A 24,842-nucleotide genomic window follows, 5' to 3' on the forward strand; every position below is an offset into this window, starting at 1 on the left:
GTCAAAGTTGCGCGGGCTCCGCGGCAGGCGCTTGACGCAGCTGCGCCGCCAACTCGCTCAGATCTTCGGACCCCAGCGCCTGGCTTGCCTGATGCGCGCCCAGCGCCGCCGCGCCGGCCAAGGCCGCGAACATCAACAGCCGCGGCAGCGGACGCAGGCGCAGCCAGCCCAGCACGCCCAAGGGCAAGCCGGCCAGGAGGCCGCCGATATGGCAGGCCTGGTCCACGCCGGACACCATGAAACCCATGCCCAGGTTCAGCAGCACCACTTGCGCCAAGGCCTTGCCCTGCGAGCCGCCCATGTCCGCGTCGCTGAGGCCGGCCACGCACAGCGCGCCGGCCAAGCCCATCAAGGCGCCGGACGCGCCGACGCTGGCCACCAGGCGGATGCTGCTCTGCATCAGCAGATTGGTCACCGGATGCGTGCCGTACCACCAGGCGCTGACCAGGCCCGCCGTCAGGCCGGTGGCGAGGTAAATCGCCAGAAAGCCGATGCCGCCGAAGCGCTTCTGCGCCAAGGGACCGATCAGCAGCAACATATACATATTGAGCAGCAGATGCATGGCGCCGCCGTGCACGAACATGCTGCTCAGCAGCCGCCAGCTTTCGCCGCCCAGGGTGAACGGCGCCAGATTGGCGCCCCAGCTCACCAGTTGCTCGGGATCGGGCTCGGTCCAGGAAACGCCCGAGGCGCCCATCCAGACGTAAACGATCAGATTGGCGAGCACCAGGCCGATGGTGGCCCACTGCTGCCGCAGAAAAGAAGAAAGCCCGCCGAAGCGGGATGGGGAAGAGTCGAGCGCGGTCTCATTCATCTGTGCTGGTTTCCTTTGTTTCAATTTGCCGTTTAAATATCTCCGGCGCATGATAAAGCAAACCAGGCAAAATAAAAATCAAACGCTACTCAATTTTCATGTGCAAGGCCTCAAGCCCTTGCCGGATCGCGCAACAACGCCCGCTCCACCTGCCGCAGCATGCGCCGGCGGATCAGGCCGCTGACCGGACGAATCAGATACCAGTACGGCGCAAAACGCCAACGGGTGCCCGCGTCGGGGCAATGCACGCGGGTCTGAGTCGACAGGCGCACGCCTTCGGCGACGGTTTCGCAGTGAAAGCTCAGCAACAGCCGGGCCACGCCCGGCTCATTCAAAGCCATGAAATCCTCAAGGCCGCCGATCTCGCGCAGGCCGAAGTCCGCGCGCCAGAAGGCGCCCGCCAGGCCCAGCGTCAATTCGCTATCGCCGTCGCGCGCCAGCGGCGTGAAGCTGTGCATGCCGAACGGCGGACGATTGCCGGGCAAGGCGCCGCTCAGGCGGCCGGGCAGTTCGCGCAGCGCCATGAAGCGCCGCGCCCAAGGGTCGTCCGCCGGCGCGACGCGTTGCACCGCGTCCAGCGTCGAGGCCGCATCGGCGGCCAGAATGCGGGAATGCGTCTCGACAAACTGATAATTGGGCAGAATGCGCTCCGCCAGCGCGAACCTAGTCATATATCCCCCCTAGTCCAGCGTTCTCAATGCTCAGGATGAGAAATCCGTCTCCAGCTGCCTCACCCGCTCGAACAAACACACTGTCGCCGCCATCGCCACATTCAGCGATTCGGCGTGGCCCGGCATCGGAATCCGCACCCGCGCATCGGCCAGGGCCAGCGCCTCCGCGCTGACGCCGGCGCCCTCGTTGCCGAACACGAAAGCCACCGGTCCGCGCAGGTCCTGCGCGTACAAAGAAGTCGAGCCTTCCAGATGGGTGACCAGCTTGCGGCCGTCGTAGCGCGCCAGTTCGGCGCAAAGATCGGCCTGCTCGTGGATATTGAGCACGAAGTGGGCGCCCATGCCGGCGCGCAGCACCTTGGGCGAATAGACGTCGACGCAGCCCTTGGACAACATCAGCTCGCTGACGCCAGCCGCCGCCGCGCACCGCAGAATGGTGCCCAGATTGCCCGGATCCTGGATATCCTCCAGCATCACCCGCGACGCGGCTTCCGGGCAGGGCCGCGCTTGCGGCCGCGGGCACAAGGCCAGCAATTCCCCGGCGCTGGCCAGCGCGGTGGCCTTGGCCAACACCGCTTCCGGCACCGTGACCACGACCGTCGGCGCGCTCAGGCTCCGCAACAAGGCCTGCACCTCAGGATGCGCTTGCGCCGCCTCGTTGAGATACACCCGCTCGGGAACGATGCCGGCGTCCAGGCAGGACTCGGTCAGATGAATGCCCTCCAGCAACATCAACTGTTGCTTGCGGCGTTCGCGCGGGCTTTGTGCCAGGCGCGCCAATTGCTTGATTTCGTCGTTATGGGCGGAAGTGATGGTTTTGCTGATGTACGACATGTGTCCTATTGCGGCAGCAGGGTCAGGCGCGCCACTAAATCCTTGAAACGGTGGTAACTGTCCTCGTCGATCGCCTGGCCGCTATGGCCGTTGTCGACATAGAACACGCCGGACAGCGCATGTCCGACAAACAGGGTGATCAGGGCGAATTCATTGTCCCCGACATGCTCGAAAAACAGGTCCTCGTAGCGCCGCTCCAACTGCTGGCGCACCAGGGCCGGCGCGTGAAAGCTTTGCGGCTTGCTGGTCAACACCGCGAAGAAAGAGCCCGGCTCCAGCCCCAGGGCCAGCTTGCGCAGCGGATGGCTGTCGCCCAGGCCCAGCTGATAACGCAGCTTCAGCGCATGCGCGTCCTGATCGTAACGGTAGTACAACACCCGCTCGAACTTGAGATCGTTGGCCAGGTGGCGGATGGATTCGCGTATCGCCTTTTCCATCTGCTCCGCGTCGCTCAAGGCCGCGGTTTTCTGCAAGCTGGGCCGCTTGTACTCCCCTTCCAGCATCAACAGACTGCGCACCGGGTACATATAGCCCACCGCCCGGGGGTGGCGCGCCACCGACAAGGCCGCGTGCACCACCGCCTGATGCGCCAGATGCGGCGCGCAGCCTATCAGCTTGGCCGCGGCCTCCACGCCCACCTGCCAGGTGCTACGCCAAATGCCTTGCTCCAGAGAGTTGGCAGTGGCCATCGCCAGGCGCAGCAATTGGCGGCGCTTGGTCGGACTGCCCGGCCCCAGCAGGGCGTTCAGGCCGGAGGGCAAGGGCATCAGCTTGATGAATTGCTCCAGCACCTGGGCGTAATCGCAATCGAAGGCATTGGACATTTCCTGCAGCAGCGGGCGGTCCGGCAATTGATTGCGCTGCATCATGAACAGGCAGGCGGGCAGATTGTACAGCAAGGCGGCCACGAAACAGTCTTCCACCTTGTGATCGCCCTGCAGAGACAGCCACTCCTTGATCAGCAAGGCGGCCACCCGGGAGCGGCCCAGCCAGTCCTCCACCGCCTCCAGCACCTCGGTGTCCAGCTTGTCCGGCACCGCCTCCAGCGCGGCGACGCGGCCAAAGCGGTTGGTCACCGCCTCCAGCCCCATCAGCAGCAGCGTCTGCTCCACCGAGGGAATGCTTTCATTGCGCTGCAAGGCGCGCGAACCGCCCACCACCCGGACCAGGTCCAACAGCAGAAAGGGGTCGGACAGACAGAGATTGGCAAGGTCGGTGAAATTGATCAGATCGCTGTGGCGAGCGCAGATGTCCTTCAGCTCGCCCAGCGTATTGGGCAGAATCGGCCAACGCCGTTCGGCGATGGACTTGATCCAGTTAGCAAGCTCCATGTGGGTGGCGCCAGATCAGTAATTCGGTTTGCAAAGCGCCTCCCAGCGGGATGCGTTCATCGGGTTCGACATCGGGCACGGCGAAGGTGTTGCTGACCAGCAGGCTACCCGGCCGGCCTTCCGCCACAAACTTGCGCCAGACCTTAGCCATCGGCTCCGGGGACAGAAACACGTACACCGCATCGTACTCTCCCCAAGATTCCCTCCAAAAACTGCGGCAAGCGAACTCCAGCCGCCGCGGCCGCCGCGCCAGCCACCAGCGCGCGCGGGCCAACAGCCAGCTGCCCCAGGCGCTTTCCAGCGCTCTAACCCTGACATCCGGCCGCAGCCGGCACAGCCAGACCGCCAGCCTGCCGTCTCCACAGCCAGCCTCCAGCAAAGCGGCCCGCCCCGGCAGTCGCTCGGCCAGGCGCTCCGCCGCCTGAGCGGAAGAGCGATACAAGGGCACGCGTTCCAGCACGGCGTTGCGGCCCAGCGCGAAAGTCAGCGCCAGTCCCAGCAAATACACCCAAGGCGGCAAGGCCGCCTGATGCATCAAGGCCAGCGCCGGCACGAACAGCCCGTGCAGCAAACGCTGCCAGCCCGGCAGGCGCATGAAAATGGCCAAGGCCGCCGCGCACAGGCCCTGCAGGATCGCCCAAGCCAAGGGCTGGGCGGCGGGGGCGACGAAATACATCGCCGCCAAGGCCGCCAGCACTTGCAGGCCCAGATGGCGCAAGCGGCTCAACAAGGCAACGCTCGCATCGGCATTATTTGGCCGGCGCTTCCGCCGGCGCCTCTGCCGGCTCCGCCCCGCCCTCCGCGGGCCCGCCAATCACATCCTGGTTCATCTGCGGCTTGTAGCCGTCGTTGAGGATATTGCTCTCGGCTTCCTTGTTCAGCACCACAATGGCGATGCGCCGGTTTTCCGGGCTGAACACATTGGTCTTCACCAGCGGATTGGCCGAGGACAGGCCCACCACGCGCAAGACCTTGTTGTCCTGCAGGCCGCCCGCCACCAGCTCGCGCCGCGCCGCGTTGGCGCGGTCCGCCGACAGCTCCCAGTTGCTGTAGCCGCCCTGGCCGCTGCCGAATGGCTTGGCGTCGGTATGGCCGGAGATGCTGATCTTGTTCGGCATCATGTTCAGCTCTTTCGCCAGCTGCTGCAGCAAGACGCGGGTATGCGGCAGCATGCGCGAACTGCCGGAGTCGAACATCGAACGGTTCTGCTCGTCCACGATCTGGATCTTCAGCCCGTCCGGGGTGATTTCCAGCTTGAGCTGATTTTTGTACTCCTTGAGCAGCTCGCTGTGATCCACCGTGCTCTGGATCTTGTTCTGCAGCTGCTCCATCGACGCTTTTTCCTGCTGCTTGCGCATGATCTCGTCTTGCGGCGAGCCGGACTTGTTGACCTGGCCGGTCTGCTTGGTCAAATCATTGCCGCCGCCCTTGATCACCGAGGTGGCGTCGCCGGCGCCGGCGCCGCCGGACAGCGCCACCTTCAGCGGCGTCTTGAAGTATTCGGCGATGCCGTTCAAGGTGCCCTGCGACGCGGAACCCAGCAGCCACATCAGCAGGAAGAAGGCCATCATCGCGGTCACGAAGTCGGCGTAGGCGATCTTCCAGGCCCCGCCATGGTGGCCGTGGCCGCCCTTCTTGATGCGTTTGACGATAATGGGCCGTTGCGATTCGTCAGCCATGATCGCGCCCCCCGCTTATTTCTTCGCCTGTTTCACATGGTCTTCCAGTTCCTTGAAGGACGGACGATCATGCGAAGCCAGCACTTTGCGGCCAAACTCCACCGCCACTTGCGGCGCGTAGCCGTTGAGGCTGGCCAGAATGGTGACCTTGATGGTTTGGTAGACTCGGGTGCCGTCGCCCAGCTTGTGCTCCAGAATGGTGGCCAGCGGGCCGACAAAGCCGTAGGCCAGCAAAATACCGAGGAAGGTGCCCACCAGCGCGTGGGCGATCAGCATGCCCAGCTCGGACGGCGGCGCGCCCACGGACTCCATAGTGTGCACCACCCCCATCACCGCCGCCACGATACCAAAGGCCGGCAAACCGTCGGCCAGGCCCTTGACCGCGTTGACCGGCACTTCGCCCTCGTGATGGTGGGTTTCGATCTCCACGTCCATCAGGTTCTCGATCTCGAAAGCGTTGAGGTTGCCGCCCACCATCAGGCGCAGGTAATCGCAGATGAATTCCACCACGTGGTGGTCGTGCAGAACAGTGGTGTATTTGGAAAAGACAGGACTGGCTTCCGGATTCTCGACATCGGCCTCGATGGACATCAGGCCTTCCTTGCGCACCTTGGTCAGAATCTCGAACAGCAGCGAGAACAACTCCATGTAGAAGGCCTTGCTGTAAGGCGTGCCCTTGAACACGGTGGGGAAAGCCTTCATCGTGGCCTTCAGCGGCGCGCCGCCGTTGGCCACCACGAAAGCGCCGAGCGCGGCGCCCGCGATCATCACCACCTCCAGCGGCTGCATCAACGCGGCGAGATGCCCCCCCGCAGCGACGAATCCCCCCAGCACGGAGCCAAGAATTATGAGGTACCCGATTCCGACGAACATGCGTCAAGTCCTGTCTTTGTGATTTTTCGGATCGCTGCGATTTCCATTACAGCACGACTTTTATTCTATTCATAATAGAAAAAGCGGATTGAATTGTATCAATCCGCTTTCCCAGCTGCAAAAAACATGGAAGGTGATATTCACTAGCGCTGAAAAATGACGAAGCCAAGTCCACGCCGCCGCGCCACCGACTCTACGGCGTGGGCATGGCGGCGCAAAACTCGCGCTCAGACCAGACCGCTGTCCTTCAATTTGCGCTCGAACATCTCCATGCAGCGCGCGGCCACGCCCAGCATTTCATCGATTTCAGCCTTGCTGATCACCAGCGGCGGCGCGGACACGATGTGGTCGCCGCAGGCGCGCATGATCAGGTTGTTGCTGAAGAAGATGTCGCGGCACATCAGGCCGACGTCGCCGAACTCCGGGAACAGCTCGCGCTTGCTCTTGTCCTTGACCAGGGTGAACGCCTGGATCAGGCCGACGCCGCGCACATCGTCCACGTGCTCGAACTGGCTGAAGGTCTCGCGCCAGCGCTTCTGCATATAGGGACCGGTTTCGTTCTTGACGCGGTCGATGATGCCTTCGTCGCGCAAGAGCTCGATATTGACGCGCGCCACCGCGCTGGCCACCGGGTGGCCGGAGTAGGTGAAGCCGTGGTTGAAGTCGCCGCCGGCGATCAGGCCCTGGGCCACGCGTTCGCCCACGAAGACCGCGCCGATGGGCAGATAGCCGGAGGACAGGCCTTTGGCGGTGGTGAAGATGTCCGGACGGAAGCCGAAGTGCTCGAAGCCGAACCACTCTCCGGTGCGGCCAAAGCCGCAGATCACTTCGTCGGCCACCAGCAGCACATCGTATTTGCGGCAGATGCGCTCCACTTCCGGCCAGTAAGTGGCCGGCGGGATGATCACGCCGCCGGCGCCCTGGATGGGTTCGCCCACGAAGGCGGCCACTTTTTCCGGGCCGATTTCCAGGATTTTCTCTTCCACCCAGCGCGCGGCCACCACGCCGAACTCGTCCGGGCTCAGATCCTTGCCGTATTTGTACCACCACGGCTGCTCAACGTGGGCCATGCCCGGAATCGGCAGGTCGCCCTGCTCGTGCATATACTTCATGCCGCCCAGGCTGGAGCCGCCGATGGTGGAGCCGTGATAGCCGTTCCAGCGGCCGATCAGGGTTTTCTTCTCCTTCTTGCCCTGCACGTCCCAGTAATGGCGCACCATGCGTATCATGGTGTCCACCGCCTCGGAGCCGGAGTTGGTGTAGAACACATGTTCGTAGCCGGCTGGCGTCACTTGCGCCAGCAGGTGGGACAGTTCCACCACCGCCGGGTGGGTGGTCTTGAAGAAGGTGTTGTAGAAGGGCAGTTCGTCCATCTGGCTCTTGGCCACGTCGGACAGTTCCTTGCGGCCGTAGCCAATATTGACGCACCACAGGCCGGCCATGCCGTCGATGATCTTATTGCCCTCGGAATCCCACAGGTAAATCCCCTCGCTGCGAGTCATCACCCGCGCGCCCTGCTGGTTCAACGATTGGGTATCGGTAAACGGATGCAGATGATGCGCTGCATCCAGTTGGCGCCATTGTTCGGTCGTGCGTTGTTGATTCTGCATAGGACTTCCTTCCAGTATTCTCCAACGGGGCGGAGATGTTCTCTGCCGCCCCTCCTTCGCCATTGGCGTATTTTCAGTGCTTATCCTGGCTGTCCGGGCTGATTCTAACGGACAAATCAGCCCAATGTCATAGCTAAATCACACGTGCAGCAGCAGGAACTTGCGCTCCCACGGGCTGATCACGCGGAAGTATTCGGAGAACTCCTTCTCCTTCATGCCCACGTACATGCTGACGAAGCGCTCGCCCAGCACCTCGGCCATTTCCTTGCAGGACGCCAGCTGCTGCAAGGACTCCTCCGAGGAGTTGGGAAACTGGTAAGGCAGCTCGTAGGCGTCGGTCTGCCGCGGCTCGCTGGGCTGCAGCTTGTTGATGATGCCCAGGTAGCCGCAGGCCAGCGTCGCGGCCATGGCGATATAGGGATTGACGTCCACGCCCGGCACCCGGTTTTCGATGCGGCGCGCCGCCGGCGAGGAATGCGGCACGCGCAGGCCCACGGTGCGGTTGTCGTAACCCCATTCGACGTTGGTCGGCGCCGCGGTGTAGCGCGACAAACGGCGGAATGAGTTCACGTAGGGCGCGAACAGCGGCATGGACTTGGGCACGTATTTCTGCAGGCCGGCGATGTAGTGGAAGAACAGGTCGGACGGGCTGCCATCCTCATTGGTGAACACATTGCGGCCGGTGTTCTTGTCCACCAGGCTCTGGTGCATGTGCATGGCGGAGCCCGGCTCGTTCTCCATCGGCTTGGCCATGAAGGTGGCGTACATATTGTGGCGGAACGCCGCCTCGCGCACGGTGCGCTTGAACAGGAACACCTGGTCGGCCAGTTCCAGCGGGTTGCCGTGCAGGAAGTTGATTTCCATCTGCGCGGTGCCCACCTCGTGAATCAGGGTGTCCACTTCCAGATTCTGCGCATGGCAGTAGTCGTAGATGTCTTCGAACAGCGGGTCGAACTCGTTGACCGCGTCGATGGAGTAAGAGCGGCGGCCGAACTCGGCGCGGCCGGTGCGCCCCACCGGCGCGGCCAGCGGGATGTCCGGGTCCGGATTGGGGGACAGCAGGTAGAATTCCATTTCCGGAGCCAGCACCGGCTCCAGACCCATCTCGTCGAACAGGCCGATCACGCGCTTGAGCACATTGCGCGGCGCCACGTCCACCGGGCTGCCGTCGGCGCGCAGACAGTCGTAGATCAATTGAGCGGTGGGATCCACGGCCCAGGGCACGAAGCGCAGGGTGTTCGGGTCCGGCGCCAGCACCATGTCCGGGTCGGTCAGGTCCAGCATGCTGTCGTCGGGGTAGTCCCCGGTCACAGTCTGGATCAGCACGACTTCGGGCAGGCGCATTTCCGGGTCGGACACGAACTTGTCCTTGGGCACGATCTTGCCGCGCGCCACGCCGGTCATGTCGGGGACGATACACTCGACTTCAGTGATCCGGTGCTCTCGCAGCCATTCATTGATCTGATGGGTCATGATGTTCTCTTCCTCTGTGTGTGTTATTCCGAGTGGTGACACAAGGTCTCGGTTAATTGCGGCCCGCGTTGCCGCTGTTCGCGGCGTTGGCGGCAGGCGTCGCCAAATGCTTTGAAGATGGCCATGGACAGCGGGTTGTCCCAGTACTTCCATTCCGGATGCCATTGCGCGGCGAAGGCGAAGCCCTTGGCGTCGCGCACGCGGTAGGCCTCCACCAGGCCGTCGTCGGCGACGGCCTCGCAGATCAGGCGATCGGACAGCCGCTTGATGCCCTGCTGGTGCAGGGAGTTGACCATGGCGGACTCCTGGCCGGTCCATTGCCGCAGCAGGCCGTCCTCGGCGAAGCGCACCGGGTGGGACAGGGCGTACATCGCATCCAGATCCGGCGTGTCCGGCTCGCGGTGGTCGCGCTTGCCTTCTTCTTCCTGCACGTGCTGGTACAGTTCGCCGCCCATCGCCACATTGATTTCCTGGAAGCCGCGGCAGATGCCCAGCAGGGGAATGCCCTGCTCCAGCACTTGCTGGATCAGCGGCAGCGTGGTGGCGTCGCGCATGGGGTCGTGCATGGTGCCGGGCCGGCTGGGCGCGCCGCCGTAGCGGTGCGGTTCGACATTGGACAGGGAGCCCGGCAGCAACACGCCGTCCACCAGTTCCAGCACGTCTCTCAGCGCGGTCTTGTCGCCCAGCGCCGGCAGCAGCACCGGCACGCAGCCGGCGCCGCCGGCTGCGGCGGCGATGTATTTCTCGCCCACGGAGTGGAAGGGCAGCGGGCCTACCATCTTGATGTCACAGGGTATGCCGATGATAGCTTGCAACATTTCGAATCCTTGATACGGGTCAGGAAGCCGCCTTGATGGCTTCGATCGGGTCGATGAACGGGTGGCCCAGCGCCTGGGCCACCGCCTGGTAAGTGAGCCGGCCGCGGCAGACGTTGAGGCCGTTGCGCAGATGGGCGTTGTCCAGCAAAGCCTGGCGCCAGCCCTTGTTGGCCAGCTCCAGCGTGTACGGCAAGGTGGCGTTGGTCAGCGCCTGGGTGGAGGTGCGCGCCACGCCGCCGGGCATATTGGCCACGCAGTAATGGACGATGCCGTCCACCACGTAAATGGGGTCTTGGTGCGTGGTGGCCCGGCTGGTCTCGAAGCAGCCGCCCTGGTCTATCGCCACATCCACCAGCACCGCGCCGGGCTTCATGATTTTCAGCATCGGCCGCGTCACCAGCTTGGGCGCCGCCGCGCCCGGAATCAGCACCGCGCCGATCACCAGGTCCGCCTCGCGCAGGCTGTCTTCGATATTGGCGGAGTTGGACACCAGCGTCTTGATGCGGCCGCCGAACACCATGTCGATTTCCTTCAGGCGCGGCAGCGATTTGTCCAGAATGGTGACCTCGGCGCCGGCGCCCATGGCCATGCGCGCGGCGTTCAGTCCCACCACGCCGCCGCCTATCACCACCACCCGCGCCGGGGCCACGCCCGGCACGCCGCCCAGCAAGACGCCGCGGCCGCCCTGGGCCTTTTCCAGCGCGTGCGCGCCGGCCTGTATCGCCATGCGGCCGGCCACTTCCGACATCGGCGCCAGCAACGGCAGGCCGCCGCGCTCGTCGGTGACGGTTTCGTAAGCGATGGCGATGGCATCCGATTCCAGCAATAATTTGGTCTGCTCCGGGTCCGGCGCCAAATGCAGATAGGTGAACAGGAGCTGATCCCGGCGCAGCATCCGGCATTCCACCGGCTGCGGCTCTTTCACCTTGACGATCATGTCGCTGCGTTCGAAGGTTTCTTCGGCGCTGGAGGCAATGGAGGCGCCGGCCTGGATATACTGTTCATCGGTGAAACCGATGGCGAGGCCGGCCTGGGTCTGGACCAAAACCTTGTGACCGTTGGCGACTAACTCCCGGACTCCAGACGGGGTTAGGCCAACACGATACTCGTGGTTCTTGATCTCCTTGGGAACACCGATCAGCATGTCGCTCTCCTCACTTAGATTTGTTGCGGAAGTGCCGCGCAAGCGTTTAAGAAAATTCACAATACGCTTGCCCCTTGTTTCTGATTCTGACTATAAACCCCCACCGATGCAAAGATATTCGATTTTGCGTCGCAGCAAGTAGTGCAGAGTCCGTACAAAATAATTATCATAAAGCGTCTAAAATTATTAACATACTGACGGAGCAGGAATCCATGGACGTTGGCGCGAGATTACGCATGGTCAGGGATCGTTTCGGGCTGTCGCAGCGGGAACTGGCCAAACGAGCCGGAGTCACCAACGGCACCATTTCGCTGATCGAACAAAATCGGGTCAGCCCATCGGTCAGCTCGCTGAAAAAGGTGCTGGAAGGGCTGCCGATGACGCTGGCGGATTTTTTCACCTTTGATTCTGACCCGGAACAGGCGCGCGTGTTCTACCAGGCCCACGAATTACCCAATCTGGGCAATGAGCAGATCCGGCTGCTGCTGGTGGGCACCGCCCACGACAAGCGCGACATCGCCATCCTGCGCGAAGTCTACGAAACCGGCGCCGACACCGGGCCGGACATGTTGACGCACGACGGCCAGGAAGGCGGCGTCATCATCAAAGGAAGTATAGAAGTGACGGTGAACAACGAGAGCCGCATCCTGGGGCCGGGCGACGCGTATTACTTCGACAGCCGGCTGCCCCATCGCTTTCGCAACGTCGGCGCCGAAACCTGCGAGGTGGTCAGCGCCAGTTCGCCGCCCACATTCTAAGAACCTGTTCAATGTCTACTGCGCTTCGGCGATACGGCGTTCAAAACAAGCTCAAAATGCTCATGTACCACGAGTACATTCCGCTTTTTCGCTCGTTTTCGCCTTGTCTCGCCCTTGCTCGCGAGACTTTGAACAGGCTCTAAGAACCATTAAGAACAAGAAGCGCCGGCAAGACCGCATCCGGCGACCAGCAGGCCATAAGGCCAGGCCGGGGAGCTTTGCCCGCCCCGCCGGCTCCAAGCCCACGACAGACGACAAAGCAGTCAAACCCGCGTCAAGCGATACCGGCGCCGCCAACGGACGGCGCAGGATCATCAAAGGAGAGAGTAAATGGCTAGAACGCATGCCGAATGGAAGCAATTCGCCGCTCAACTGAAGATCGAAGGGCGCGCCTTCATCGCCGGCGAGTACTGCGCGGCGCAAGACGGCAAAAGCTTTGCCTGCAACAACCCCGCCAACGGCGAGAAGCTGGCCGACGTGGCCTGGTGCGGCGAGGCCGACGTGGAGCGCGCGGTGCGCGCCGCGCGCCAAGCCTTCGACTCCGGCGCCTGGTCCGGCCTGCCGCCGCGCGAGCGCGGCCGCATCCTAAAGCGCTTCGCCGCGCTGATCTACGAGCACGGCGATGAATTGGCCCTGCTGGAAACCCTGGACGTGGGCAAGCCCATCAGCGACACCCTCAGCGTGGACCTGCCCGGCAGCGCCTATTGCGTGGAATGGTTCGCCGAAGCCATAGACAAGATAGGCGGCGAAGTGGCGCCGGTGGACCCCAAGGTGGTGGGCCTGGTCACCCGCGAAGCCATCGGCGTGGTGGCCGCCATCGTGCCGTGGAACTACCCCATCATGATGGCCAGCTGGAAGTTTGGCCCGGCGCTGGCGGCCGGCAACCCGGTGATCATCAAGCCCTCGGAAAAATCCCCGCTCACCGCCATCCGCCTGGCGGCGCTGGCCAAGCAGGCCGGCATCCCCGACGGCGTGTTCCAGGTGCTGCCCGGCGCCGGCGACGTGGGCAAATTGCTGGCGCTGCACATGGACGTGGACTGCGTCGCCTTCACCGGCTCCACCGGCGTGGGCAAGCTGATCGCCGGCTACGCCGCGCAATCCAACCTCAAGCGCGTCTGGCTGGAGCTGGGCGGCAAATCGCCCAACATCATCCTGCCGGACTGCCCGGACATCGCCCAGGCGGCGCGCGCCGCCGCCGGCGGCATCTTCTACAATATGGGCGAAGTCTGCACCGCCGGCTCCCGCGTGCTGGTCCACCGCGACATCAAGGCGCGCTTCCTGCAGGAGCTGGAGGCGGCGGCAGCCCGCTACTACCCGCAAGACCCCTTGGACCCGGCCACCAATATGGGCGCCATCGTGGACCGCATCCAGTACGACAAGGTGCTGTCCTATATCGGCAAGGGGGACAGCGAGGGCGCCAAGAAGCTGTTCGGCGGCAAACCGGCCCACGCCGACACCGGCCTGTTCATCGAACCGACGGCGTTTGACTGCCCCAGCGCCGATCTGACCATCTGCCGCGAGGAGATCTTCGGCCCGGTGCTGTCCGTCATCACCTTCGACGACGTGGAAGACGCCATCCGCATCGCCAACGACACCGAATACGGCCTGGCGGCCGCGGTGTGGACCTCCAACGTCAGCACCGCGCACCAGGTGTCGCGCCGCCTGCGCGCCGGCACGGTGTGGGTGAATTGCTATGATGAAGGCGGGGACATGAACTTCCCCTTCGGCGGCTTCAAGCAATCCGGCAACGGCCGCGACAAGTCGCTGCACGCGCTGGAAAAATACACTGAGCTGAAGAGCACGCTGATCAAGCTGTAAACCGCGTTTACAGCGCCGCCGACAGGCTGCCCTTCCGGCAGCCTGTCTTGTTTTCGTCCACCCTCGGCAAAGGAAGCGCCATGAGCAAGCACCTGACCGCCCTCCTCTGCCTTTGCGCCGCCGCGGCGCAGGCCGGCGCCGCCGCGCCCGCCTGTCCGGCGGAGGGGCTGAAGGTTGGATACTACCCGACGACCACCGCCTATGAAGGCGGCAAGGGTTACGACGTGGACCTGGTCCACGAACTGGCGCGCAGGCTGGGCTGCAAGATCCGCGAAGAACGCGAATACCCGCGCCTGCGCGTGCTGCTGCTGGTGCAACACGGCAAGCTCAATCTGGCCACCTCCACCATCCCGCTGCAAAAGCGGCTGCGCTACGCCTGGGTGCTGCCCTATACCCGCGACCGCAACATGACCCTGCTCAGCCCGGCGGTGCAAGGCAAGACGCCGGAACAATGGCTGAACGACCCCAAGCTGAAATGGGGCGCCGTCATCGGCTACCGCAACAGTCCCTTGCAGGACTATTTCCTGCAGCAAATGGCCAAGCGCGACAAGCTGATCTGCGCCGCCAACGAGGAAGACCTGCTGGACATGCTGCGCAGCGGCTCCATTTCCGCCGCCTTCTCCCAGCCCCAGGTCTACGACCACTGGCTCAACGGCCAGCCGCGCGCCCGGCTGCAAGTCAAGGTCATGGACCCCTTCCGCGACAGCAGCCTGGAGAACGGCCTGGTGCTGTCCCACCGCAGCTTCAGCGAACCCCAGATGCGCCGCTGGCGGACGGAACTGGACGCGATGCGCGCGGACGGCAGCCTGCAGCGCATTCTGCGCAAATACCTGAGCGAAGACAGCGTGCGCGGCATGCTGGAATAACAATCACTCGCATGCGGCAAGACCCGACGAATCCGGCTATAGCTAAACGGAACGCGTACGGGAGAACGGCATGAAAGCACACTGGGCGGCGCTGCTGGGCGGCGCGCTGGCATCGGCGGCGGCGCTGGGCGATTCGCCCTGCCCGGCCGACGGCCTGAAAGTGGGTTACTACCTGATTGGCAGCGCCTATGAAAACGGCCACGGCTACGATGTGGACCTGGTGCACGAGCTGGCGCGCCGGCTGGGCTGCAATATCGTCCAGGAAGACGTTTACCCCCGCATCCGCGTGCTGAAAATGCTGGAGCACGGCCAATTGAATCTGGGCACCTCCACCATCCCCACCGCTGACCGCCGCAAATACGCCTGGATCTATCCCTACTTCTACAGCAAGAACATGATCTTGCTGTCCAAGCAGATCGGCGCGCGCACCCTGGAGCAGTTGCTGGCCGAACCTGCGGTCAAATGGGGCGTGATCCGCGGCTACCGCCACAGCCCGGAGCAAGACGCCTTCATCGAACAACTGGCCAAACGCGGCAAGGTGGTGATGGCCAACGACGAACGCGACCTCTACGCCATGTTGTCCCAACGCATCGTCACCGCCGCCTTCGCCCACCCTTTCAGCTACGACAGCTGGCTCAACTCCCCGGCCCTGTCCGGCCAGGTGACGGTGCTGGACCTGTTCCCCAACTCGGAACGCATCGCCGGCGGCCTGATGCTGGCGCACAGCGCCTTCAGCCCGCAGCAGGCGGAACAATGGCAGGCCCAGCTGCAGCAAATGCTCAAGGACGGCGCCCTGCGCAAGATCTTCGGCAAATACCTGAGCGCGGACAGCGTGGCCCAGTTGCAGCTGCAACCCTGATCCTTGTTCCAGCTTGCGCCGCCGCCGTCCGCTGCGGGACACTGAGCGGGTTTCGACTCAACGGACCCCGCGATGAAACTCTCCCGCCTCAGCCTGCTGTTGGCCATGCTGGCCAGCCCCCTGCTGCACGCCGCCCCGGCGCCGCAGACCCAGACGCTGGTTATGCTGCGCCACGGCGAAAAACCCGAGGGCGGCTACGGCCAGCTCAATTGCAAGGGCTTCAACCGCTCTTTGGAACTGGCCAAGCTGCTGCCCAAAAAATATGGGCGGGCCGACCAGATCTTCGCGCCCTCCACCGCCAGCCAGACCCGGGACCCCGCCGGCACCTTCAACTACATCCGCCCGCTGGCCACCATCGAGCCCACCGCCATCTCCCTGGGCCTGCCGGTGAACAGCAACTTCGACATGGAAGCCATCGACGCGCTGCAACAGCAACTGGTCAACCCGCTGCAGCACGGCAAAACCGTCTACATCGCCTGGGAGCACAAGCTGCTGCGCGAACTCGCCGTCAGCCTGATGCAGGATTACGGCGACAAGGGCTCGGCGGACAAGGTGCCCAAATGGGACAAGAACGACTTCGACAGCCTCTACGTCGTCACCCTCGACTACAGCCACACGCCGCCCAAGGCCAGTTTCCGCCACGAGCAGCAGGGGCTGGACAAGCTGTCGGACAGCTGCAAGCTGCCCTGAGAACGTTTACGATCTGCTGCGCGTCGGCGGGCTAACCCGACAAAGGCATTGAGCAGATTCTCCGCTCGTGCCAGACGCAAAACAGCCGGCCCATCAAGGGCCGGCTGTCTTCGTTTGCGGCAGGAGAATTACAGCGCCAGTTTGGCGATGGCGTCCTTGGCCGCGTGGATGGCGGTGGCGCGCTTGTCTTCGCCCATATTCACCGCTTCGGCGCGGACAAAAGCCACGTCGTTCACGCCCAGGAAGCCCATCACCGTCTTCAGGTAGTCTTCCTGGAAGTCCATCAGCTGGCCCTGCTCGGTGCTGTAAACGCCGCCACGCGAGGACACCACGATCACCTTCTTGCCGCCGGCCAGGCCCACCGGACCGTTCTCGGTGTATTTGAACGTGCGGCCGGAGGCGGCCACGCGGTCCACCCAGGCTTTCAATTGCGACGGGATGGAGAAGTTGTACATCGGCGCGCCGATCACCACCACGTCCGCGGCCAGGAATTCTTCGATCAGCTCATTGCTCAGCGCGGCTTCGCTGCGCTGAGTGGCGGTCCAGTCCGCCTCGGCGGTGAAATTGGCGCCGATGATTTCGCCGGACAGGTGGGCGATGGGCTGGCCGGCCAGATCGCGGTAAGCGGTTTCCACATTGGCGTGACGCTGGCGCAGGGTGTCGGCGACAACGGCGGTCAGTTGGCGGGAAACCGAGTTGGCGGCGAGGATGCTGGAGTCGAGATGCAACAGTTTCATGGTCGGGTCCTTCGTGTCTTGGTAGAGAAAGTGATTGCATGATAGTTTTCCGAACCAATCCGCACTAGACTGCAAAAATCGGAAACATTGTTCCATCAGCGAGACAATCATGCAGGACCTGAACGATCTGCTCTACTTCGCCAAAGTGGTTGAGCACGGCGGCTTCATGGCCGCCGGCCGCGTGCTGGGCATCCCCAAATCCCGGCTGTCCCGCCGCGTGGCGGAGCTGGAGCAGCGGCTGGGCGTGCGCCTGCTGCAAAGAACCACCCGCCGCCTGTCGCTGACCGAGATCGGCCAGCAGTACTACCAACACTGTCAGGCGATGCTGGAGGAAGCCGAAGCCGCCGACGAGGCCATCGCCCGCAGCAGCGCCGAGCCGCGCGGCCTGATCAAGGTCAGCTGTCCGGAACTGCTGTCCAAGACCCTGCTGGCCCCGGCCCTGCCCCGCTTCATGGCCCGCCACCCGCTGCTGCGGGTGCAGCTGGATTCCAGCAACCGGCGCGTGGACCTGATAGAAGAAGGAGTGGACGTGGCCATCCGCGTGCGCAATGTGATCGAGGACAGCGCCAATCTGGTGGTGCGCCGGCTGGCCACCGCCCAGACCTCTCTGGTGGCCAGCCCGGCCTTGCTGGCCGAGCGCCCGGCGCCCAGGCATCCGGCCGACATGGCCGGCTGGCCGGCCTTGACCATGAGCCGGCCCGACGGCCGCGGCCAATGGGCCTTGCTGGATCAGGCCGGCCACGCCTACACCGTGCAGATAGACAGCCCCCGGCTGATGACCGACGATCTGATCGTGCTGCGCGACGCCGCCATCACCGGCCTGGGCGTGGCCGCGCTGCCGGAATTGGTCTGCCACGAGGCGCTGCAGGCCGGCCAGCTGGTGCGGCTGCTGCCGGACTACGACATTCCCTGGGGCATTCTGCACGCCGCCTTCCCCACCCGCCGCGGCCTGCTGCCGGCGGTGCGCGCCTTCATCGATTTCCTCGCCACCGAGCTGATTCCGCCGGACCACCCGGTCTATCAAGTCGCGCCTTAAAGGACGAGACAAGGCGAAAACTAGCGAAAAAGCGGAAGGTAGGCGCGGCACATGAGCATTTTGAGGATGTTTCCAACGCCGTATCGCCGAAGCGCAGCAGACATTGCCAGACTCTTACAGATCATAGGATAAGGGCACTGGCACGCCGTCCAGCGGCTGCGGCCGGGGCCCGCCGGCTTGCGGCCGGATGTCGAAATCGAAGATGTCCGTCGGCAGCCACAGCGTGGCGCAGGCGTTGGGCACGTCCACCACCCCGCTGATATGCCCCTGCACCGGCGCGCAGCCGAGAATGCTGTAGGCCTGGGCGCGCGAATAGCCGAACTTGCCCAGGTAGTCGATGGCGTTCAGGCAGGCCTGGCGATAAGCCACTTGCACATCCAGATAGTGTTGGCCGCCATGCTCGTCCACCGACACGCCCTCGAAAATCAGGTAATCGCCGTGACGCGGCGCCAGCGGGCTGGGCTGGAACACCGGATTGCGGATGCCGTAGGCCACCACCCCGCCCTTGATCAGATCCACCTTCAGATGCGCCCAACCCGCCATCTCGATGGCGCCGCAAAAGGTGATCTCCCCGTCGCCCTGGCTGAAGTGCAGATCGCCCACCGACAGGCCGGCGCCGTCGACATAGACCGGCAGAAACACGCGGGCGCCGCGCGACAAGTCCTTGATGTCGCAATTGCCGCCATGCTCGCGCGGCGGCACCGTGCGCGCCGCCTCCTCCGCCGCGCGCCGCGCCGTCTCGCCGCCCAAGCGGCCCATATGCGCGCTGGGCGCGAAAGGCAGATGCGCCACCGCGCGCGGATTGTCGCGCAGCAATTCGGCCTCGCGCCGGTTCCACTCCTCCAGCAACGGCCGGCTGGGCAGGCAGCCTATCAGGCCGGGATGGATCAGCCCGGCGAAACGGACGCCGGGAATATGACGGCTGCGGGCGTAAAGCCCCTGGAAATCCCATATCGTCTTTTGCGCGTGCGGAAAATGCTCGCTGAGAAAACCGCCGCCGTTGCTGCGCGAGAAAATGCCGTTGAAGCCCCATTGCCGCTCCGGCAAGGCGCCGATGTCCAGCAAATCCACCACCAGCAAGTCGCCGGGCTGCGCGCCGGCCACGCCCACCGGGCCGGACAGAAAATGCACGGCGCTCAGATCCAGGTCGCGGATGTCCTCGGCGCAATCGTCGTTGCGCACCTGGCCGCCGGTCCAGTCGTAGCACTCCAGCACGAAGTCGTCGCCGGGCAGCACCCAACAGGCCATGGGAATGTCAGGATGCCAGCGGTTGTGGATCTGCGGATTGTCGTAAGGGGATTGATCGAGATCGATCTTGATCAGGGTAGTCGTCATGGCGCTTGCTCCGGCACGGTCGGGACCACGCGGGCCCCGCTTGCGAAAGTCCGCAACCGGCCGCCGCCGGCTGTGGCCCGTCCCCGCGCCGGCGGCGCTGACGCCGCGGCGATCCGCGGCCTGCGCCGCGTGTTTTTGCGTATCGCCGGCGCCGCCCGACAGGCCGCGCCGGCGATCTTGAACAAGCTCTTAAGAGCCTGTTCCAAGCCTCGCGGGCAAAAGCGAGACCAGGCGAAAACGAGCGAAAAAGCGGAATACGCTCGTGGCACATGAACGTTTCGAAGCGGTACTCACCCTGAGACGTCTCGCCAAGCGCAGCAGATCGTAAACAGACTCTTAGCCAGCGGCCTTGTCGGACATCTGCTCCAAACAGCCCAAGGCCCGCGCCGCCAGCGGAACCAGCCCGCTTGCCGCGCCGGCGCTCCGCCAATGCGTCAGCAGGCCTGCGCGCATCGCCGGCGTCCAGAAACGCCGCAGATGCTGGGCGACCTCGGCCGCCGCGTCCTCCCCCTGCGCGTCCTCAAAGAAGCGCGCGATCTCGTTGACCATCTTCACCAGCGACTCCGGCCTCATTCCGTCTGGCTCCCCGTCCGCCGCCCGGCGGCCAGCAGTCTTTGCTGCTCATCGCCGAAGCCATGGAAACGGCGCTGCCACTCCGATGGCCGCGCGGTCTTCCTCACCTCCACCGCGGTGACCTTGTACTCCGGACAATTGGTGGCCCAATCCGAGTTGTCTGTGGTCACCACATTGGCGCCGGACTCCGGGTGGTGGAAGGTGGTGTACACCACGCCCGGCGCCACCCGTTCGGTCACCTTGGCGCGCAAGGCGGTGTCGCCGGCGCGGCTGTGCACCGCCACCCAGTCGCCGTCGACGACGCCCCTAGTCTCGGCGTCGGCCGGATGGATTTCCAGCCTGTCCTCGGCGTGCCAGAGCCGGTTTTCGGTGCGCCGGGTCTGCGCGCCGACATTGTACTGACTGAGAATCCGCCCGGTGGTCAGCAACAGCGGGAAGCGCTTGCCCGCCCGCTCCGAAGTCGCCACGTAGCGGGTGACGACGAAGCGCCCCAGGCCGCGGGAGAAACGGTCGACGTGCATCACCGGCGTGCCCTCGGGCGCCGCCTCGTTGCACGGCCATTGCAGGCTGCCCAGCCGGTCCAGCTTGGCGTAGCTGACTCCGGCGAAGCTGGGCGTCAGCCGCGCGATCTCGTCCATGATTTCCGACGGGTGCGTGTAAGCCATCGGATAGCCCAGCGCCGCCGCCAGCGCCGCGGTCACCTCCCAGTCCGCCATGCCGGCCAGCGGACGCATCGCCCGGCGCACCCGCGAGATGCGCCGCTCGGCATTGGTGAAGGTGCCGTCCTTTTCCAGGAAGGAGCTGCCAGGCAGAAACACATGGGCGTATTTGGCGGTTTCGTTCAAAAACAGGTCCTGCACCACCACGCACTCCATGGCCGTCAGCGCGGCGGCCACGTGCTGGGTGTTGGGGTCGCTCTGCGCGATGTCCTCGCCCTGGCAGTACAGGCCCTTGAAACCGCCATCCAGCGCCGCGTCCAGCATATTGGGAATCCGCAGCCCCGGCTCCGGCTGCAAGTCCACGCCCCAGTCCGCCTCGAAGCGCGCGCGCACCGCGTCGTCGGACACATGGCGGTAGCCGGGCAGTTCATGCGGGAAAGAGCCCATGTCGCAGGAGCCCTGCACATTGTTCTGGCCGCGCAGCGGGTTGACGCCGACGCCGGCGCGGCCAAGATTGCCGGTGGCCATGGCCAGATTGGCGATGGCCATCACCGCGGTGCTGCCCTGGCTGTGTTCGGTGACGCCCAGGCCGTAGTAGATGGCGGCGTTGCCGCCGCTCGCGTACAACCGCGCCGCCTCGCGGATCAGCACCGCCGGCACCCCGCTGGCCTCGGCGACGCGCTCCGGCGCATTGTCCGCTTCTGCCGCGAAGTCGCGCCAGAGCCGGAAGGCCTCGGTCTCGCAACGCTGGGCGATGAAGTCTTGATCCAGCAGGTTTTCGCTCACCAGCACATGGGCCAGCGCGTTGAGCACGGCCACATTGCTGCCGGGCCGCAAGGCCAGATGCAGCGCCGGCGCCGCGTGCGGCGAATCGGCCAGATCGATGCGGCGCGGGTCGATGACGATCAGCCGCGCGCCCTCGCGCAGCCGTCGCCGCAGCAGCGAGCCGAACACCGGGTGGGCGTCGCTGGGATTGGCGCCTATCACCAGGATCACGTCGGCGCTCAGCACCGAATCGAAATCCTGGGTGCCGGCGGATTCGCCCAGAGTCTGCTTGAGGCCGTAGCCGGTGGGCGAGTGGCAGACGCGGGCGCAGGTGTCGATATTGTTGTTGCCGAAGGCGGCGCGCACCAGCTTCTGCACCAGATAGGTTTCCTCATTGGTGCAGCGGCTGGAACTGATGCCGCCGACGGCGTCGCGGCCGTAGCGCGTCTGCAGGCGGCGGAACTCGCCGGCCACATGCTCCAGCGCCTGTTCCCAGCTCACCTCCCGCCAGGGCTCGTGGATGCCGGCGCGCAGCATGGGTTTGACGATGCGGTCCGGATGGGTGGCGTAGCCCCAGGCGAAGCGGCCCTTGACGCAGGAATGGCCGTGATTGGCGCGGCCGTCCCGGTCCGGCGTCATTCTCACCACGCGCTCGCCCTTGAGTTCGGCGCGGAAACCGCAGCCCACGCCGCAATAAGCGCAGGTGGTCGCCACGCTGCGCTCCGGCTGCCCCTGCGCGACCACGCTTTTCTCCACCAGCGTGGCGGTGGGACAGGCTTGCACGCAGGCGCCGCAGGACACGCATTCCGAGCCGAGGAAGTCCGCGCCGCCGGCGGCGCGGACGCGGGAATCGAAACCGCGGCCGACGATGCTCAGCGCGAAAGTCCCCTGGGTTTCCTCGCAAGCGCGCACGCAGCGGTTGCAGACAATGCACTTGGCCGGGTCGTAATCGAAATAAGGATTGGACTCATCCTTGGCATCGGCCAGATGATTGGCCCCGGCCAGACCGTAGCGCACTTCGCGCAGTCCCACCTGGCCGGCCACGGTCTGCAGTTCGCAATTGCCGTTGGCGGCGCAGCCCAGGCAATCCAGCGGGTGGTCGGACACATAGAGTTCCATCACGCCGCGCCGCAGCCTGGCCAAGGCCTCGCTCTGCGTGCGCACCGCCATGCCCGCGCTCACCGGCGTGGTGCAGGCGGCCGGATAGCCGCGCTGGCCGTCTATTTCCACCAGGCACATGCGACAGGAGCCGAACGGCTCCAGGCTGTCGGTGGCGCATAGCCTGGGCAGGCGCGCGCCCTGCAGCGCGGCGGCGCGTAGCACCGAGGTGCCGGCCGGCACGGTGATCTCGACGCCGTCTATGCTCAGGCTCACCGGCGCGCCCTCGCGCGCCGGCGTGCCCAGGTCCGCCGTCGGGACCGACTTGGGGTCAAACTGGCAGTTCATGGCGCGTCCTCCTCGACGATGGCCGGGTCCAGGCCGAAATCCGCGGGGAAACCCCGCGCCGCGCTCAGCACCGGCAAGGGCGTCAAACCGCCCAGCGCGCACAGCGAACCGTGCCGCATGGTCTCGCACAAATCCCGCAATAGGGTCCAATGCCGGCGCCGCTCCGCGGCGTCGCCGGCCGCCAGCAGCCGGTCCATCACCTCCACGCCGCGGGTGGAGCCGATGCGACAGGGCGTGCACTTGCCGCAAGACTCCTCGGCGCAAAACCGCATGGCGAAACGCGCCATCCGCGCCATGTCGACGCTGTCGTCGCACACCACCACGCCGCCGTGGCCGAGCATGGCGCCGACGGCGGCGAAAGCCTCGTAGTCCAGCGCGGTGTCGAACTGCGCCGGGCTCAGCCAGGCGCCCAGCGGCCCGCCCACCTGCGCCGCCTTGACCGGCCGGCCGCTGGCGCAGCCGCCGCCGTAGTCCTCGATCAACTCGCGCAGGCTCAGGCCGAAGCCGCGCTCCACCAGGCCGCCGCGCCGCACATTGCCGGCCAGCTGGAACGCCATGGTGCCGCGCGAGCGGCCCACCCCGAAATCGCGGTAATACGGCGCGCCGCGGGCCAGGATGGCGGGCACCGAGGCCAGGGTCAACACGTTGTGCACCAGGGTGGGACGGCCGAACAGGCCGCTGAGCGCGGGCAGCGGCGGCTTGGCCCGGACTTCGCCGCGTCGGCCCTCCAGCGATTCCAGCATGGCCGTTTCTTCGCCGCAGATATACGCGCCCGCGCCCAGGCGCAGCTCCAGTTCCAGCTCGCGGCCGCTGCCTTGCAGATCGGGCCCCAAATAGCCGCGCCGGCGGGCGATCTCCAGCGCCCGCCGCAGCGTCTCCGCCGCCGCGGCGTATTCGGAGCGGACATAGAGGTAGCCGCGGGTCGCCCCCACCGCCAGCGCCGCGATAGTCATGCCCTCGATCAACAAAAAGGGATCGCCCTCCATCAGCATGCGGTCGGCGAAGCTGCCGGAATCGCCCTCGTCGGCGTTGCACACCACGTATTTGCCGTCCGCCGCCGCCTCGCGCACCGTGCGCCATTTGACGCCGGCGGGAAAGGCCGCGCCGCCACGGCCGCGCAGGCCGGATTCCAGCACGCAGTCCAGCGTGCCCTCGCCGCCCAGTTCCAGCGCGTGGGCCAGGCCGCGATAGCCGCCGTGGTCCAGATAATCGTCCAGCGACAAGGGACGGGTCAGCCCGGCGCGCGCGAACAACAGCCGCTGCTGGCCGGCCAGATAGGGCAGGCGCTCCAGCAAGCCCAGCGCCAGCGGATGCTGGCCGTCCGCCTCCAGCACGGCGCTCAGCACGCTGTCCGCCTGCGCCGCCGTCAAGGGCCCGAAGCCGACGCGGCCTTGCGGCGTGTCCATTTCCAGCAAGGGCTCCAGCCAGTACAGGCCGCGCGAACTATTGCGCCGGATGTCCACTTCCAGGCCGCGTCGCGCCGCCGCCTCGGCCAGCGCCCGCGCGGTCCGGTCCGCGCCCAGCGCCCGCGCCGCGGAATCACAGGGTAGATGGAAGATCAGCATGCGCCGCCCTCCTCCAGACAGCCGGCCAGCAAGGCGTCCAACGCGGCGGCGTCGATCCGCGCGTGCAATTCACCGTCCAGCAGCAAGGCCGGCGCGCAGGCGCAAGCGCCCAGACAGTACACAGGCCGCAGTTCCAGGCCGCCGTCGGCGCTGCGGCCGGCGTCGTCCAGGCCGGTGCGCGCCCGCAGCCTTTGCGCCAGCGCCTCCGAACCCATGCTCTGACAGGCCTCCGCCCGACATAGCCGCAGCTCATGGCGCGCCGGCGGCTCGTCGCGGAAATCGTGGTAGAAGCTGAGCACGCCGCGCACTTCGGCGCGGCTCAGGCGGAAGGCGCGGGCGATGTCCGGCGTCGCGGCGTCCGGCACATAGCCCAACTCGTCCTGCACGGCGTGCAGCAAGGGCAGCAAACCGCCCGGCTGCGTTTGATGATCCGATACCAGCGCGGCGATGCGCGCCTGTTGTTCCGCGGTCAAGGACATGGCGATTCC

At 65.3% G+C, this 24,842-nt stretch carries 23 protein-coding genes; 6 read left to right on the top strand and 17 right to left on the bottom strand.

From position 1 onward, the window contains the following. Position 1: 1 nt before the first annotated feature. From ACODSD_RS19410 to ald, 11 genes are all read right to left on the bottom strand, one after another. A complete protein-coding gene (locus ACODSD_RS19410; RefSeq protein WP_488878084.1) occupies positions 2–814 on the bottom strand; it encodes a rhomboid family intramembrane serine protease in 813 nt (270 codons plus the stop codon). 110 nt (positions 815–924) lie between these two features. Continuing rightward, complete coding sequence (locus ACODSD_RS19415; RefSeq protein WP_488878085.1) at positions 925–1,485, bottom strand: hypothetical protein; 561 nt, start codon at positions 1,483–1,485, stop codon at positions 925–927. Positions 1,486–1,515: 30 nt separating this feature from the next. After that, positions 1,516–2,319 (bottom strand): TrmH family RNA methyltransferase, encoded by an 804-nt coding sequence (locus ACODSD_RS19420; protein WP_488878086.1) that lies wholly within the window; start codon positions 2,317–2,319, stop codon positions 1,516–1,518. 5 nt (positions 2,320–2,324) lie between these two features. Continuing rightward, positions 2,325–3,650 carry an HDOD domain-containing protein gene (locus ACODSD_RS19425; RefSeq protein WP_488878087.1) on the bottom strand — a complete coding sequence of 442 codons (1,326 nt, stop codon included), beginning with the start codon at positions 3,648–3,650 and terminating at the stop codon, positions 2,325–2,327. Beyond that, the gene (locus ACODSD_RS19430) at positions 3,637–4,380 is read right to left on the bottom strand and encodes a class I SAM-dependent methyltransferase (protein WP_227103703.1); all 744 of its coding nucleotides are present in this window, start codon (positions 4,378–4,380) and stop codon (positions 3,637–3,639) included. The genes ACODSD_RS19425 and ACODSD_RS19430 overlap by 14 nt, the downstream gene beginning before the upstream one ends. Positions 4,381–4,399: 19 nt before the next feature. Continuing rightward, positions 4,400–5,329 carry a flagellar motor protein MotB gene (gene motB, locus ACODSD_RS19435; protein WP_107799461.1) on the bottom strand — a complete coding sequence of 310 codons (930 nt, stop codon included), beginning with the start codon at positions 5,327–5,329 and terminating at the stop codon, positions 4,400–4,402. Between the two features lie 15 nt (positions 5,330–5,344). Beyond that, the gene (gene motA, locus ACODSD_RS19440) at positions 5,345–6,202 is read right to left on the bottom strand and encodes a flagellar motor stator protein MotA (protein ID WP_107799462.1); all 858 of its coding nucleotides are present in this window, start codon (positions 6,200–6,202) and stop codon (positions 5,345–5,347) included. A 227-nt stretch (positions 6,203–6,429) separates the two neighbouring features. After that, entirely contained in the window at positions 6,430–7,812 is a 1,383-nt protein-coding gene (locus ACODSD_RS19445) for an aspartate aminotransferase family protein (protein WP_488878088.1), read from the bottom strand. A gap of 138 nt (positions 7,813–7,950) precedes the next feature. Then, positions 7,951–9,285, bottom strand: a complete 1,335-nt coding sequence (locus tag ACODSD_RS19450; RefSeq protein WP_107799475.1) for a glutamine synthetase family protein — start codon at positions 9,283–9,285, stop codon at positions 7,951–7,953. Between the two features lie 23 nt (positions 9,286–9,308). Next, positions 9,309–10,103, bottom strand: a complete 795-nt coding sequence (locus ACODSD_RS19455; RefSeq protein ID WP_488878089.1) for a gamma-glutamyl-gamma-aminobutyrate hydrolase family protein — start codon at positions 10,101–10,103, stop codon at positions 9,309–9,311. 19 nt (positions 10,104–10,122) lie between these two features. Beyond that, entirely contained in the window at positions 10,123–11,247 is a 1,125-nt protein-coding gene (gene ald / locus ACODSD_RS19460) for an alanine dehydrogenase (RefSeq protein ID WP_107799477.1), read from the bottom strand. 212 nt (positions 11,248–11,459) lie between these two features. Here ald and ACODSD_RS19465 point away from each other — a divergent pair, with 212 nt between their 5' ends. From ACODSD_RS19465 to ACODSD_RS19485, 5 genes are all read left to right on the top strand, one after another. Then, positions 11,460–12,005, top strand: a complete 546-nt coding sequence (locus tag ACODSD_RS19465) for a cupin domain-containing protein (RefSeq protein WP_048412316.1) — start codon at positions 11,460–11,462, stop codon at positions 12,003–12,005. A gap of 330 nt (positions 12,006–12,335) precedes the next feature. Continuing rightward, a complete protein-coding gene (locus ACODSD_RS19470; protein ID WP_107799478.1) occupies positions 12,336–13,823 on the top strand; it encodes an aldehyde dehydrogenase in 1,488 nt (495 codons plus the stop codon). A gap of 80 nt (positions 13,824–13,903) precedes the next feature. Continuing rightward, on the top strand, positions 13,904–14,689 hold the full coding sequence (locus ACODSD_RS19475) for a substrate-binding periplasmic protein (RefSeq protein WP_227103747.1): 786 nt from the start codon (positions 13,904–13,906) through the stop codon (positions 14,687–14,689). A gap of 70 nt (positions 14,690–14,759) precedes the next feature. Next, entirely contained in the window at positions 14,760–15,548 is a 789-nt protein-coding gene (locus ACODSD_RS19480; protein ID WP_107799480.1) for a substrate-binding periplasmic protein, read from the top strand. Positions 15,549–15,620: 72 nt separating this feature from the next. After that, entirely contained in the window at positions 15,621–16,238 is a 618-nt protein-coding gene (locus ACODSD_RS19485) for a hypothetical protein (protein ID WP_233246681.1), read from the top strand. Positions 16,239–16,366: 128 nt separating this feature from the next. Here ACODSD_RS19485 and ACODSD_RS19490 read toward each other — a convergent pair whose 3' ends face one another. Beyond that, positions 16,367–16,975, bottom strand: coding sequence for an FMN-dependent NADH-azoreductase (locus ACODSD_RS19490; RefSeq protein ID WP_227103750.1), 609 nt, complete (start codon positions 16,973–16,975; stop codon positions 16,367–16,369). Between the two features lie 109 nt (positions 16,976–17,084). On the opposite strand from ACODSD_RS19490, the gene ACODSD_RS19495 reads away from it, so the two are divergent. Next, positions 17,085–18,011, top strand: coding sequence for a LysR substrate-binding domain-containing protein (locus ACODSD_RS19495; protein WP_488878090.1), 927 nt, complete (start codon positions 17,085–17,087; stop codon positions 18,009–18,011). Positions 18,012–18,125: 114 nt separating this feature from the next. On the opposite strand, the gene fmdA is transcribed toward ACODSD_RS19495, so the two are convergent. The 5 genes from fmdA to ACODSD_RS19520 form a co-directional block, all read right to left on the bottom strand. Then, the gene (gene fmdA, locus ACODSD_RS19500; RefSeq protein ID WP_488878091.1) at positions 18,126–19,346 is read right to left on the bottom strand and encodes a formamidase; all 1,221 of its coding nucleotides are present in this window, start codon (positions 19,344–19,346) and stop codon (positions 18,126–18,128) included. 336 nt (positions 19,347–19,682) lie between these two features. Further along, positions 19,683–19,919: a formate dehydrogenase subunit delta gene (locus ACODSD_RS19505; protein ID WP_488878092.1), complete on the bottom strand. Its 237-nt coding sequence runs from the start codon at positions 19,917–19,919 to the stop codon at positions 19,683–19,685. Continuing rightward, complete coding sequence (fdhF, locus tag ACODSD_RS19510; RefSeq protein ID WP_488878093.1) at positions 19,916–22,789, bottom strand: formate dehydrogenase subunit alpha; 2,874 nt, start codon at positions 22,787–22,789, stop codon at positions 19,916–19,918. The genes ACODSD_RS19505 and fdhF overlap by 4 nt, the downstream gene beginning before the upstream one ends. Next, the gene (locus tag ACODSD_RS19515) at positions 22,786–24,354 is read right to left on the bottom strand and encodes a formate dehydrogenase beta subunit (RefSeq protein ID WP_488878094.1); all 1,569 of its coding nucleotides are present in this window, start codon (positions 24,352–24,354) and stop codon (positions 22,786–22,788) included. The genes fdhF and ACODSD_RS19515 overlap by 4 nt, the downstream gene beginning before the upstream one ends. Then, positions 24,348–24,833 (bottom strand): formate dehydrogenase subunit gamma, encoded by a 486-nt coding sequence (locus ACODSD_RS19520; protein WP_488878095.1) that lies wholly within the window; start codon positions 24,831–24,833, stop codon positions 24,348–24,350. The genes ACODSD_RS19515 and ACODSD_RS19520 overlap by 7 nt, the downstream gene beginning before the upstream one ends. Between the last annotated feature and the right edge of the window lie 9 nt (positions 24,834–24,842).

The organism is Chromobacterium sp. FG22, assembly GCF_057809415.1.